The following is a 13,266-nucleotide window of genomic DNA, read 5'->3' as shown; positions in this document are numbered from 1 at the left end:
AATCAGCATCTGAAGTCCGTCAGATGAGAAACGGTTTTGGCATTCACGTTGTGGAGCAGCGCCAGCAGGAGCTGGTGCGTCAGGTCGATATCGTTCGCGTCGGCAATCGACGCCGCACAGTGTCCATGGCGCGTCGGTGGGCCAAGCACGACGGTCGGAATTCCGGTGCCAGAAAGGTGAACAGCACCGCCGTCAGTCCCACCATTGCTGAACATATCGCGTTGTAAAGGGATGGCGTGACGAGCGGCGATGTCTTCCACCCAGGCCGTAAGACGAGGTGGGGCGATCAGCGTTTTGTCGTACATCACCAGCATCGGGCCTTGACCGATTTGCCGGTGGTTGTCGCTGCCGAAATCGAAGTTCTTTGCCCAGCAGGCGGTGTCCAGCACGATGGCAAGCTGAGGATTGATTTTCCGGGTGGCCGTTTGCCCGCCTCGAAGTCCAACCTCTTCGCTGGAGCTTGCCACCAGCCAGACTTCAGCATTCAGCGGGGTTTGATGAAGTTCGCGCAACAGGCTGAGCAGCAGATAACAGCCAAGCCTGTCGTCAAATGCTTTCCCCATCAAACGCCCGAAGGGGAGTTCACTGAACGGGGTGGCAAACGTCACGCGGTCGCCAGGTTCAATGCCCATGTCGGCTACTTCATCTGCATTGCATGCCCCGACATCGACGCGCAGTTTTGTCACCTCGTTGCCCTGACGTTCACCGTCGAGCAGACCCTGAATTTTAGTGCCATTTCGGGTGGTAATACGCACCGGCTGAAGTTCTCGAGCGGCCATGCGCACATTGCCAATGGGAATGACGTCAATTGCGCCCTGCGACGAAATACTGCGCACCATAAACCCGACTTCATCCATGTGCGCGCAGATCATCACTTTTGGTCCGCTGCTTTCGTTGAGGCGAATCAGGGTTGAGCCAAGGCCGTCGAACAGGACTTCTTTCCCCAGCGCATCGGCTTCACGCAGCAAAATTTGCCGGACTTCCTGCTCGGAGGCGGCAATCGCATCGGCCTCGCTAAGGGCTTTAAGTAACGCGATATCCATTACGCTTCTCCTGTCATCAGCAGCGTTTTCGGGGTCTGATACAGCACCTCTGCGCCGCTTTCCGTCACCAGCACAACGTCTTCAATGCGCACCCCGCCTTCACCTTCCAGATAGATCCCCGGTTCGACGGTCAGCAGCATGCCTGGCTGTAACAACGTGGTGTCTGTGGGTGAAAAACGCGGGTTCTCATGCACATCAATACCGATGGCGTGCCCGGTGTTATGTCCGAAATGAGGGCCGTAACCTGCATCGCTAATCAGTGTTCTTGCCGCGCTGTCTACCGTGTGGCATGCCACGCCGGGACGAATGGCTGCAATTGCCGCCAGCTGTGCGTTCAGCACGGTTTGATAGACCTCGTAGAGCGGTGACTGCTCTGCGTTGGCGTATCGACCCGCAACCAAAAATGTGCGAGTCATGTCGGAGCAATATCCCTGGTATTGCGCGCCAAAATCGAGAGTGACCAGCTCGCCCGCTACAATGACCTTCTCTGAGGCCTTGCCGTGAGGCAGCGCGCCACGTGTACCGCTGGCCACGATGGTGTCGAAGGAAGGCTTTTCTGCCCCATGTTGTTTCATGTACCACTCCAGCTCGGCTGCAACTTCACGTTCGCGCATGCCGGGCTGGATAAAACGACGGATATGGTCTGCTGTCGCATCGGCTATCCCGCAGGCGACACGAATCAAGGCGATTTCTTCGGCGCTCTTAATCTGCCGCAGCGAATCCAGCGACTTGCTAACCAGTGTGGGGTGCATCGCAGTCTGCCACTGATTGCCGGTTTGCCAGCTCACCTGGTCGCCTTCAAAGCCCAGGCGCTGGAGATCTTCCTCTTGCGCCAGTTGGTTAACCACAGAAGACAAGGAATGTCCGCTGTCCAGCAGATGCAACTGGTAGCCTTTCGTACGGGCAGCCACATCGCTGTAGTAGCGGAAATCCACCAGAATGTGCGCGTGCTGCCGGGTGACAATCACGTAGCCGGAGCTGGTCGCAAAGCCGAAATGCGGCTGCTTGTTTTGTCGGGAAGAGATGATGACCCCATCAAGCTGTTCTGCTTCCAGCCATGCCCGTAACGCTGCCAGTAAAGCCATATCCGTTTTCTCCTTACAGCGTGTCGATAGCCAGTTTGCCGCGCTTGTGCATTGAGTTGCGGATAAGCACCACCAGCAGCGCCGTGATCACCGCGCCCACGGCAATGCTCAGCATATAAGCACCCAGATTGGTCACCAGTGGCCACGCCCAGATGGCCGATTCAGGGAACCACTGCACGGCACCGAGCGCGGTGGCGGTCATCGCCCCGGCAATGGCGCCAACCATATAAGCCGGAAGGGTAGCGATAGGGTTCTCCAGCAGGAACGGAATCGCACCTTCACTGATGCCCATAAACGCGAGGAACATCGCCGTTTTGCCCTGCGGGTAAAGCTGCGGGCTGAACAGACGTTTTCCGGTCAGACGGCGGTCAATCAACGTCGCAAGGCCCAGACCGATTGGCGGGATAACAATCGCTACTGCACGGGAGGTAATCGGCAGCACATGGTCTGTGGTAAAGCCAAGCGCGACAAACCCTGCGGCTTTGTTGATAGGCCCACCCAGGTCAATGGCAGTTGCTGCGGCCATCCCGACGGCGTACATCATTGAACCTGCCTGACCTGCGGCCAGCAGTACTGCGCGCATGCCGGCGTTCAGCCAGCCACCAATCGGCGTGATGACGTAATACATCGCCAGCATCACAAACAGCGCTGAAAGAATCGGGATCAGGAAGGTGCTTTTAAACGCCAGCAGATACTGTGGTACGGAAATTTTAGTGTTGAGCCACTTCACCAGATAGCCCGCCGCAATGGCGATAATCAGCGCGCCAATAAAGGTGGAAGGCACTGGTTTGGTCGCAAGCCAGCTCAGTTTTTCCGGGTCGAAATTGAGTACCAGCGTGGGCTGAGTCGCCACCAGGCCGCCAATAAATCCTGCCGGGAACGCCAGCTTGCCGCCGATGGAGTTGGCGACGAAGGCTGAGAACATCGGTATGGCGAAGCTGAAGAGCAAGCCGCCGAACGATTCGGTCAGATAGCCAAACTTCAGCAGTGAAAGATGGAAGCCAGTGAATTTACCGGAGTTAAGTGCATCCATCATGCCGGTATCAGGCGGGATCTCCAGCCAGACGTAGGCGATAAGTTGCGATATGGCGAGGATAACCCCGCCCATGATTAACGTCGGCACCATGCGTGAGATGCCAGACATAATGTGCTGCGGGAGCGCTTTCCAGAAGGCCGAACCAGATTCTACAGGCGCTGTTGCCAGCGCAATGGCTTCGCCGTCGGGCGAAGCAGGACGAATGGCGCTGCGTTTTTTAATTGCCATGTCACACCCCTGCTAATGAGGATTATTGTTGTTCTGCGGCGATGAGTTCTTCGATTTCCTTCAGGGTGCCCGCGGCATTCTTGATCGCGTCCTGAAGGGTTATTTCGTACACATCACGCGTTTCGAAACGCTCGTTGTCTTCCGGGGTGATAGCGATGGCGTGAATGATGATATCGGCGGTGGCGATATCTTCGGCCGTCAGGCGGTTCTGAATCCCGTCCGCACCCTGGGTTTCAATTTTGACGTCGTAACCCGCTTCAACGGCGGCTTCTTCCAGTGCCTGAGCGGCCATAAAGGTGTGGGCCAGACCCATCGGACAGGCGCAAAGTGCAATCAGTTTCTTACTCATCATGAATTCCCTCAGTGAATGTCTGCAGCGATTATGGGCAGAGCTCAGCGGGGACTGTTACCAGACAAATGATGCATTTACTGAAGATTAAAGGCCGTGACGGGGAAATGTGATAAGCATCCGTTTATAAGCAAACAGAATGAAAAACAGGGCGAGGTCAGTGTTTTCCGGCGATGTAAGGCACATCGCCGGCAGGAAAGCCGTTAGTGTCCGGCTTTATCGATGACAAACTGCTGGCCGCAGTTGCCTGGGTGTGGCTGCGACAACAGAGAGCCTGAGGTCAGGGGGGCGTTGATGGCACTGGCTTTTATCGCAATTTGCATTTCGGTCAGGTACGCCGGGTTGCCATTACAGGTAAGTTTGAACGCTTTTATGCTCTCCTTGCCGTAGCTTTTGGCAACGGCACTGTCGAAGGCACTGCGGCTGACGGTTTTGCCGTAATTGTCGGCGAGGAACTTGCCGAGTGTGTTCTGCTTAATCTCGCCGTTCAGGCGTACCATGGTGCCGAAATAGGCATCCGGATCGAAGCCAAAGCAGATGCCATGTTTGGCATATTCGTAGCGTTCCAGACAGGAAGTGCCACCGCTGCCTGGCATGACGTTATTGAGTTTGTTTGCCATCTCCAGCGACAACCCGGTTTCTGCCGCTGAGCATTTCCGGTTGGCGCGGGCTTCAGGCATGTTCGGAACAGGGCGCGTGGCACAGCCGTAACGCATCCAGCGGCGCTCATCCACGCCACGGGCCGCGATGGATTTAGGCAAACCCGGCCACAGGCCGTGCACGGTCAGGTAATTGGTTTTGTCGGCTTCATCTTTCTGCAAGCGGCATTCATCGGGCTCGTTATTATTGCGATCCTGTATGCTTTGGCAAAAGCCGGTTTGCCAGGAAAGCGCCAGCACGTAGCGATCAAAATCGCCGTACTGCGTGGCAGAGAGCGGGTCGGCATGAGTAAGTGGTGCGCACAGCATCAGCGTGGTGGCGCAGGCGGCAGCGATATCCTTCCTGAACATGGTTTTTCCTGATTTTGCTATGGATGTTTCAGGAAACATTAAAGCACAAAAAAGGCGCCCTCAGGCGCCTTTCAAAGTAATGATAAACTTTATGCCAGCAGAGACGGGCAGATATCACCCAATAAATAACAAGGAAAATCAATTTATTGATTTTCGGCTGCTCACTACAAAGAAGGAAAAACCACGCTTTTTCCTTCTTTGTCAGCAATTAGAAGGCGCCCTCAGGCGCCTTTCAAAGTAATGATAAACTTTATGCCAGCAGAGACGGGCAGATATCACCCAATAAATAACAAGGAAAATCAATTTATTGATTTTCGGCTGCTCACCACAAAGAAGGAAAAACCACGCTTTTTCCTTCTTTGTCAGCAATCTGAGGCGCCCTCAGGCGCCTTTTCGTTACTCCGCGAAATTAATGCACCACGCTTGCAGGCACCATCAATTCCGTGGCGATGATCACGACAATCAGCCCAACCAGCACCGGAACAGAGGTCCGTTTCACCACTTCGAAAGGCGAGATTTTTGCCATCCCGGCCACCGCAACCACCACGCCGGAAACCGGGGAAATGGTACGACCGAGGTTAGACGCCTGCAGCATCGGAATGGAGAGATACGCCGGGTTAATGCCGGAAGAGTGTGCCAATTTCGGGATCATCTCGACAAACGCATAAAACGGCGCGTTACCGGAACCGGTTGTCATCGCCGCGAGCATGGTCAGTACGACCAGCACCAGCATCAGAATAATGCTTGCGGAGCCGAACGACGTGGCGATAGAAATCAGGCTATCGATAAAGCCGATGGTGCTTAAACCCTGGGCAAACACGCCCGCGGCGACCAGCAGCATCACGACACCAGCGAAGGCATCAGCCATGCCGCGATAGGCCACTTCCAGACCCGAGAAAACTTTCTGCGTATTGAAACCACGGCAGAATTCAAGGATCGCCGCCAGCAGCATACAAATAACCAGAATGGTGATGATGTGCAGTTCCGGGCCCCATTTGCCGTCAAAAATCAGCACGCCAATAATCGGGGTGAAAGGCAGAATGGCGTAGAAAGAAGGCGCAGTGGTGGTGATTTCACTGACGTCGAGCATCTCGTGGGAAATGTTCTCTTTTTTATCGAGATAACGCTGCCAGAAGAAGTGCGCGACCGCCATGCAGATGATTGCTGCTATGGAAATCGGCAGCGTCGTTTTAAAGGCAAAATCAATCAGCGGCATTTCGGCGGCTTTTGCAGCCAGCACCACGTCGCCGGAGGTTGGCGATAAAATAATGGCTGCTGGAGAAGCACAAATAGCGGCGGCGGCCCCGCGGCTAATCCCCACGTTCACCATGACCGGGAACAGCGTTGCCATCAGCAGGACGCCCAGCCCGGTGGCGGAAGAAACCGCCAGTGACATCAGGCAGGCCACGAAATAGGCCGCAATCATCAGCAGGTAAGGGGAGTTAATAAAACGCAGCGGTTTGGAGGCGAGTTTCACCACCATGTCGTTGGCACCGATGTGGGTCATGTAGGCAGCAAAACCACACAGCATCATGATCATCATGCCGAGGTCGCCGCCGCGGCTCATCAGCAGAATTTTAATGTATTCAACGATGTCCGTGGCCGAGTAGCCGGTGCTACTGGCGCTGGCTGGCAGGATTTTGTGGCCCATGATGGCGCTGGCAATCAGCAGCGCCAGACCGCCCACGAACAGCACGCCCGTGGCTGAATACCCTTTGATGATGTAGCGGGCGACGCCCACAATGACGACGACCCCAATAAGGAGCTCAAACAACGTTAGCATGATGGATTCCTGTTCCTGCAGCCCAAAGAAAAATCTGTCCGAAAGGTGATGTAAAAGATGAAGTCTGGAAATGTGCAGAAGAAACGGTCAAAACTTACTGACGAAAATCAATAAACCGCTCACCACACCCCTTCTGAAAGCCAAAACAAACACGGCTATCACATTATAACTATTTCGGTAGTGAATAATTCTAAAAATAATGATGGTGAAATGAAACGAATAAGTTAACGAATGTCATCTATTTTTCGCGATAACTCTTAGAAATGTAAAGAGTTTAAAAAACACTTCCTGTTGAAAATTATCACTGCATATACTCAGGCTACCTTTTCTTTGCGGCATCGCTCATGAACGCTTCCTGGACCTGGCGACTACGTTTTCTGCGTCGGCATCTCACGATGCTGCTGGTGGCGTTTTGCGTGCTGATCCTGCAAAGCCAACTGGTCATTGCCTCGCATCACTGCGAACTGAGCCCTTTGGGCGACAGCGCGATGCTTCAGCATCTGGAACACCAGACGATGAAGCAGACAGAGATGAAGACACCGCTGTGCGAAAAGCACTGCGTGCCGGAAAACAGCCCAAAGCCAGTGGAACAGCCACCGGTTATTGCCCTTCCAGCCTCAACAACACTTGCGTTAGTGGACTTGCCCTGTGAGGCGACAATGGCCGCTGACTGGACGCTCAAACCTCCCGCAGCAGGGCCGCCGGCAACGATCCGTTTTTGCCGGTTCCGTGAATAAAACCTCCTGATCACTCGCTTAATTTTCACCTTATTAACGATTATCTGGAGAACACCATGAAATTTTTACTGCCTCACGCGCTGGTTATAGCGCTGTCTGCCTTCATTTTTATCCCGGCTCAGGCTGCGGAAAATATCCCCTCCGTCACCGCGCCTGTCGCGCAATCCTGGCATGTCAAAGGCACCGTGAAAGCTATCGCGCCTGATGCGTTGACACTTTCTCATGAAGCCGTGCCTGAACTGCAATGGCCGCCGATGACCATGTCGTTTGCACTGGCGAAAGCCCTCGTTCTCCCGGAACTTGCCGTAGGCGACCCGGTAGATTTTGACGTCAGTCTGATTGACGGACGTTATGAAATTATCGCGCTGACCGTTCGCCACTAAGCCGGGGATAACCATGAAAACACACACGCTGAGCCAGTGGCTCGGCGGGGTGCTGTTCGTGCTGTTTCACGCTTCTGCCAGTGCGCAAGCGTGGACGCTCGACCAGACCCTGACCGCTGCCCGTAACTATTCGGCTGAACTTTCTGCCAGCCGTAATGAAGCCAAAGCTCTGGAATCGATGGCCGATTCGGCCCGTGAGCTCCCCGATCCAAAACTGAAATTCGGCATTGAAAACGTCCCAGTTCAGGGAAGCAATGACGCGCGCTTTACCCGCGAGGGCATGACAATGCAGAAGGTCGGCATCATGCAGCGCTACGTCAGTGAGGAAAAACGCGATCGCAAAGCGCAAACCTTGCAGGCGCAGTCGCAAAGTGTGAACGCTAAGGCGCAAACGCGGTTAGCCAATCTTCAACGTGATACCGCACAAGCCTGGCTGGATTTGGCGCTTTCAGAGCAAGCGCTAAAAGCAGCCCGCGCACTGGTCAAAGAAACCGAAAATCAGCCTGGTGTTCTCAAAGCCAGTGTGGCCGCGGGGTCCTCCGCGCCGGATAGCGTGCTGGCACTGCGCATCAGCCTGAGTGCGATGCGCGACAAGGTCACGTTAGCCGAGCGGGATGTGCGCCTGGCGCAGGCTCGGTTGCTGCAACTGACGGGCGAATCCGTCACAGCGATTTCCGGCAAGCTTCCTGCCTGGCAGCGCCTTCCTGCGGATGAGAAAACGCTCGAAGAGGGCATCGCGCTTCATCCTGAAGTGATCGCCGCAGCGAAAGAGGCCAATACCGCCAAAGCACGTTCTTCTGAATCCGCTATTGCCGCCATTCCTGATGTGGATGTCGAGGTCTATTACGCCCACCGTTCGGAAGATTACGACGACATGGCGGGCGTGATGTTCACGGTAGATTTGCCGCTGTTTCAGTCCAGACGACAGGACAAAGATCATGCCGCCGATGTCTCCCGCACGATGCAGGCCAACGATCAGCTGGCGTTGACGACCCGGGCGCACACCGCGCAGCTCAGCACATTGGTCGCCGAATATCAGGCAGCGCAAACCCTTTGGCTGCGCCTGCGTGACGAAGTGCTGCCGTTGCAGCAGCAGCGAGTCCGGCTGCTGAACGCGCAGTATCGCTCCGGGCAATCCGATCTTGCTGCGTTATTAGCGGCTCGCCGGGATTTACTCGATACCACGCTTTCTACCAGCGAAGCCGAAAAAGCCGTCGCCCGTAACTGGGCCGCGATTCGTTACCTGATCCCCCAGGAGACAACACTATGAAGACATTTATTCTGACGGCCCTCGCTGTGGCAACGCTTGCCGTGGCTGGCGGGTATTACGCGGGTTCCCAGAGCCATAAAATGCCTGCGGAAAACGCGAAACCTGAACGGCAAGTCCTTTATTGGTACGATCCCATGGTGCCCGGCCAGCGTTTTGATAAGCCGGGAAAATCACCGTTTATGGATATGCAACTGGTACCCAAATACGCAGATGAAAACCCGACACAAAGTGGAGTGAGCATCAGCGGGCAGCAACAGCAGAATCTGGGGATGGTAGTGAAACAAGCCCAACTGCGCAGCCTGACGCCGCCATTCCAGGCGTGGGCGACGGTCAGCACCGATGAGCGCAGCTTGCAAACTGTTCCATCACCGGCGAATGGCGTGGTTGAAAAGCTGTTCGTCCGTGCGCCACAGCAGTGGGTAAAAGCAGGGGAGCCGCTGGCGCAACTGTGGATTCCGTCATGGACTGCTGCACAGCAAGAGTATCTGGCGGTACGCCAGTTGGGCGATGCGGCGCTGACTCGCGCTGCTCGCGAAAGGCTGACGCTGCAATTTATGCCTGACGCCATTATTCGTCAGGTGGAGCGAAGCGGTAAGCCGCAGACGCGCTTGACGTTGCGGGCAGACAGCGCGGGTTACGTCGCAAAGCTTGATACCCGTGAAGGCGCTCAGGTCACGGCAACGGCACCGTTGTTTGAACTGGCGACGCTTGACCCGGTCTGGCTGGTGGTGGACTACCCGCAAAGTCAGGCTTCCGTGTTGAACGTGGGAAGTGAAGTGAGTGCGTTCGCAGAAAGCTGGCCCGGTGAAACCTTTAACGGGCGCGTGAGTGAAGTGCTGCCGCAGCTGGAAACCACCACCCGAACCCTGAAAGCACGCATCGTGCTGGATAACCCCCAACAGAAACTGAAACCCGGCATGTACGTGCGTGTGACGCTGGCTAAATCACAGCCAGCGGCACCTGTACTGGCGATCCCTGAGGAAGCGCTAATTGCCACCGGTAACGGCAATAGGGTGATTGTCTCTACTGGTGACGGGCATTTCCGGTCGGTAGACGTCACGCCAGGCGTGTCTGCCGATGGCTGGACAGAAATCCGAAGCGGCCTGAAAGCAGGCGACAGCGTAGTGACCTCAGGGCAATTCCTGATTGATTCTGAAGCCAGCTTACGCAGCGCGTTGCCCGAATCAACGAAACCGATGGAGGGCGCACAATGATAGCTGCCGTGATTCGTGGTGCTTTACGCAACCGCCTGCTGATTATCCTGGCGGCTCTGGGGATGGCGATATGGGGCTGGTGGTCCGTGCAGCGCGCCCCGCTGGATGCGTTGCCTGATCTGTCGGATGTGCAGGTCATCATTCGCGCCAGCTATCCGGGCAAAGCCCCGCAGGTGATTGAAGATCAGGTGACCTGGCCACTGACGACCACCATGCTTTCGGTGCCAGGTGCAAAGACCGTGCGTGGCTTTTCGATGTTCGGAGATGCTTATGTGTATGTCCTTTTCGAAGACGGAACGGACATCTACTGGGCGCGTTCGCGGGTGCTGGAGTATTTGAGTCAGATTCAGTCGCAGCTGCCCGAAGGTGTCAAAGCCGAGTTAGGGCCCGATGCGACGGGTGTTGGCTGGATTTATGAATATGCGCTGGTGGATAAAACAGGCAAGCACAGCCTCGCCGATTTACGGGCGCTTCAGGACTGGACGCTGAAATATGAGCTGAAAACCGTGCCCAATGTGTCGGAAGTCGCCAGCGTCGGCGGTATGGTTCGCCAGTATCAGGTAGTGGTCAATCCGGACAAGCTTCGCGCGTATAACGTGACTCATCAGCAACTGGTAGCAGCGCTGAAAGCGGCAAATCAGGAAAGCGGGGGTGCCGTGATTGAAATGGGCGAAGCTGAATACATGGTGCGCACCACTGGCTATCTGAAAGGGCTGGATGATTTTCGCCAGGTGGTGATCGCCAGCCGTGAGGGCGTTCCGGTGCTGTTATCCGATGTGGCGACAGTGCAGCTTGGCCCAGAAATCCGCCGCGGCGTGGCTGAGCTTAATGGTGAAGGCGAAGTGGCTGGCGGCATCATTGTGATGCGGTATGGCAAGAATGCGTTGGAGACGCTTCACGCCGTAAAAGCGAAGCTGAAGGAGGTGCAAAAAACGCTGCCGAAAGGCGTGGAGATTGTACCGGTGTATGACCGTTCCGGCCTGATTGAACAAGCGGTTGAAACGCTGACGCACAAACTGATTGAAGAATTTATTGTCGTCGCGCTGGTTTGCACCCTGTTTCTGTTTCACTTCCGTTCGGCGCTGGTGGCGATTGTTTCCCTGCCGCTTGGCGTGCTCGGGGCGTTTATCGTCATGCATTATCAGGGGATCAACGCCAATATCATGTCGCTTGGCGGGATTGCGATTGCCATCGGCGCGATGGTGGATGCGGCGATCGTGATGATTGAAAACATGCACAAGGTGCTGGAGAAGTGGCGGCACGAGCATCCTGAACAGCAACCTTCTGGCACTGATTATTGGCAGATTGCTGAGAAAGCGGCGATTGAAGTGGGGCCCGCGCTGTTTTGCAGTCTGTTAATCATCACGTTGTCGTTTATTCCTGTGTTCTCGCTGGAAGCTCAGGAAGGAAAAATGTTTGCGCCTTTGGCCTTCACCAAAACCTGGGCGATGGCGATGGCCGCAGGGCTGGGCATTACGCTGGTGCCGGTGCTAATGGGGTATTTCATCCGTGGCAAAATCCCGGATGAACAGGCTAACCCGATAAACCGGGCGCTGATTCGGGCCTATGAACCCCTGCTCGATAAAGTGCTGGCGCGGCCAAAGACAACGGTGGTGCTGGCTGTTGCTCTGCTGGCGTTAACTCTGTGGCCGCTTAGCCGATTGGGCAGTGAGTTTATGCCGCCGCTGGATGAAGGTGATTTGTTGTATATGCCTTCCACTTTGCCGGGGATCTCGGTGCGGGAAGCCAGCCGTCTGCTGCAACAAACGGACAGGCTGATAAAAACCGTGCCTGAAGTGGCAAGCGTGTTTGGCAAAGCGGGAAGGGCAGACAGCGCGACAGATCCGGCCCCGCTGACGATGCTGGAAACCACTATCCATTTCAAACCGCGCGATCAATGGCGGCCTGGAATGACCACCGCGAAGTTGATTGAAGAGCTGGATAAAACCGTGCAGGTGCCGGGGATTGCGAACGTGTGGGTTCCACCTATCCGCAACCGGCTGGATATGCTGGCAACCGGCATTAAGAGCCCGATTGGGATCAAGGTGAATGGCAATAATCTTGCCGATATCGAACGTATCGCCCAGGACATCGAACACGTGGTCAAGGACGTGCCGGGCGTGACGTCAGCCCTGGCGGAGCGCCTGTCTGGTGGGCGCTACGTTGATATTGCCATTAACAGGCAGCAGGCCGCTCGTTACGGTGTTTCGGTCACTGAGTTGCAGTCTCTGGTCAGTACGCTGGTGGGCGGGGAAAATGTAGGACAAACGATAGAAGGACGTGAGCGTTATCCGATTAATGTGCGCTATCCACGCGACCTGCGCGATAACGTCGGCAAGTTGCGGCAGTTGCCGGTGCTGACGGCCAATGGCGGGCAAATCACGCTAGGCGAAGTCGCTGATGTGCAGATTGTTGATGGACCACCGATGCTCAAAAGTGAGAACGCGCGGCTTTCGAACTGGATCTATGTTGATTTGCGCGGTCGGGATCTAAAATCGGCCGTGGAGGAGATGCAGCAGCGCGTTGCCCAAAAAGTCGTGCTTCCGCAAGGGGTTACGCTGTCGTGGTCTGGGCAGTTTGAATATCTGGAGCGGGCTGCCGCGAAGCTAAAATTAGTGCTTCCAGTCACGCTGATGATTATTTTCGTGCTGCTGTGGCTAACCTTTCGACGTATTTCCGACGTGTTATTGATTATGGGGACTTTGCCTTTTTCGCTGATTGGCGGCGTCTGGTTGCTGTGGCTATTGGGATATAATTTATCTGTCGCTAGTGCAGTTGGTTTTATAGCGTTAGCCGGAGTGGCCGCAGAGTTTGGCGTAATTATGGTGCTTTATCTGAATTCGGCTATTGACAAATATAAGTCACCGCAAGGTTCACTGGATAATAGCCAATTACTGCGTGCGATTCATGAAGGCGCGGTGCTGCGTGTCAGACCAAAAGTGATGACTGTCGCCACGATAATGGCAGGATTGTTGCCTATTATGTGGGGAAGTGGGACGGGCTCTGAAGTGATGAGCCGCATCGCGGCACCGATGATTGGCGGCATGGTGACGGCGCCTCTGTTATCCATGCTGGTCATTCCCGCGCTGTATAAAATGCTGCACCATAAAGGCAGTAATTAAAATTCA

12 protein-coding genes are annotated in these 13,266 nt (G+C 55.3%); 6 read left to right on the top strand and 6 right to left on the bottom strand.

Annotated features, from left to right (window positions below):
- Positions 1–2: 2 nt before the first annotated feature.
- From ypdE to rna, 5 genes are all read right to left on the bottom strand, one after another.
- Entirely contained in the window at positions 3–1,043 is a 1,041-nt protein-coding gene (gene ypdE, locus ACLW56_RS14785; RefSeq protein WP_330984513.1) for an aminopeptidase, read from the bottom strand.
- On the bottom strand, positions 1,043–2,128 hold the full coding sequence (gene ypdF, locus ACLW56_RS14780) for an aminopeptidase (protein WP_330984512.1): 1,086 nt from the start codon (positions 2,126–2,128) through the stop codon (positions 1,043–1,045). The genes ypdE and ypdF overlap by 1 nt, the downstream gene beginning before the upstream one ends.
- A gap of 13 nt (positions 2,129–2,141) precedes the next feature.
- Entirely contained in the window at positions 2,142–3,392 is a 1,251-nt protein-coding gene (locus ACLW56_RS14775; protein ID WP_330984511.1) for a PTS fructose transporter subunit IIC, read from the bottom strand.
- Between the two features lie 22 nt (positions 3,393–3,414).
- Positions 3,415–3,741 carry a PTS fructose transporter subunit IIB gene (locus tag ACLW56_RS14770; RefSeq protein ID WP_330984510.1) on the bottom strand — a complete coding sequence of 109 codons (327 nt, stop codon included), beginning with the start codon at positions 3,739–3,741 and terminating at the stop codon, positions 3,415–3,417.
- A 203-nt stretch (positions 3,742–3,944) separates the two neighbouring features.
- Entirely contained in the window at positions 3,945–4,751 is an 807-nt protein-coding gene (gene rna / locus ACLW56_RS14765; protein WP_330984509.1) for a ribonuclease I, read from the bottom strand.
- Here rna and ACLW56_RS14760 point away from each other — a divergent pair.
- Positions 4,750–4,992, top strand: a complete 243-nt coding sequence (locus tag ACLW56_RS14760; RefSeq protein WP_330984551.1) for a hypothetical protein — start codon at positions 4,750–4,752, stop codon at positions 4,990–4,992. The two genes, rna and ACLW56_RS14760, sit on opposite strands and share 2 nt — an antisense overlap.
- A 168-nt stretch (positions 4,993–5,160) precedes the next feature.
- Here ACLW56_RS14760 and dcuC read toward each other — a convergent pair whose 3' ends face one another.
- A complete protein-coding gene (gene dcuC / locus ACLW56_RS14755) occupies positions 5,161–6,534 on the bottom strand; it encodes an anaerobic C4-dicarboxylate transporter DcuC (protein ID WP_330984508.1) in 1,374 nt (457 codons plus the stop codon).
- A 344-nt stretch (positions 6,535–6,878) separates the two neighbouring features.
- On the opposite strand from dcuC, the gene ACLW56_RS14750 reads away from it, so the two are divergent.
- Genes ACLW56_RS14750 through ACLW56_RS14730 form a run of 5 tightly spaced genes read left to right on the top strand, consistent with a single transcriptional unit; the run spans position 6,879 to position 13,260 of the window.
- Positions 6,879–7,271, top strand: coding sequence for a DUF2946 domain-containing protein (locus ACLW56_RS14750; protein WP_330984507.1), 393 nt, complete (start codon positions 6,879–6,881; stop codon positions 7,269–7,271).
- 56 nt (positions 7,272–7,327) lie between these two features.
- Positions 7,328–7,654 carry a copper-binding protein gene (locus ACLW56_RS14745; RefSeq protein ID WP_330984506.1) on the top strand — a complete coding sequence of 109 codons (327 nt, stop codon included), beginning with the start codon at positions 7,328–7,330 and terminating at the stop codon, positions 7,652–7,654.
- 13 nt (positions 7,655–7,667) lie between these two features.
- Positions 7,668–8,924 (top strand): TolC family protein, encoded by a 1,257-nt coding sequence (locus tag ACLW56_RS14740; RefSeq protein ID WP_330984505.1) that lies wholly within the window; start codon positions 7,668–7,670, stop codon positions 8,922–8,924.
- Positions 8,921–10,138: an efflux RND transporter periplasmic adaptor subunit gene (locus ACLW56_RS14735; protein WP_330984504.1), complete on the top strand. Its 1,218-nt coding sequence runs from the start codon at positions 8,921–8,923 to the stop codon at positions 10,136–10,138. Before ACLW56_RS14740 ends, ACLW56_RS14735 begins: the two co-directional genes overlap by 4 nt.
- Positions 10,135–13,260, top strand: coding sequence for an efflux RND transporter permease subunit (locus ACLW56_RS14730; RefSeq protein WP_330984503.1), 3,126 nt, complete (start codon positions 10,135–10,137; stop codon positions 13,258–13,260). The genes ACLW56_RS14735 and ACLW56_RS14730 overlap by 4 nt, the downstream gene beginning before the upstream one ends.
- Positions 13,261–13,266: the final 6 nt, after the last annotated feature.

Origin of the sequence: Pantoea sp. sgz302252, from assembly GCF_047713085.1 — a bacterium.
GTDB lineage: Bacteria > Pseudomonadota > Gammaproteobacteria > Enterobacterales > Enterobacteriaceae > Scandinavium.
The sequence above is the reverse complement of the archived record's forward strand: the minus strand, read 5'-3'. Positions and strand labels throughout refer to the sequence as shown.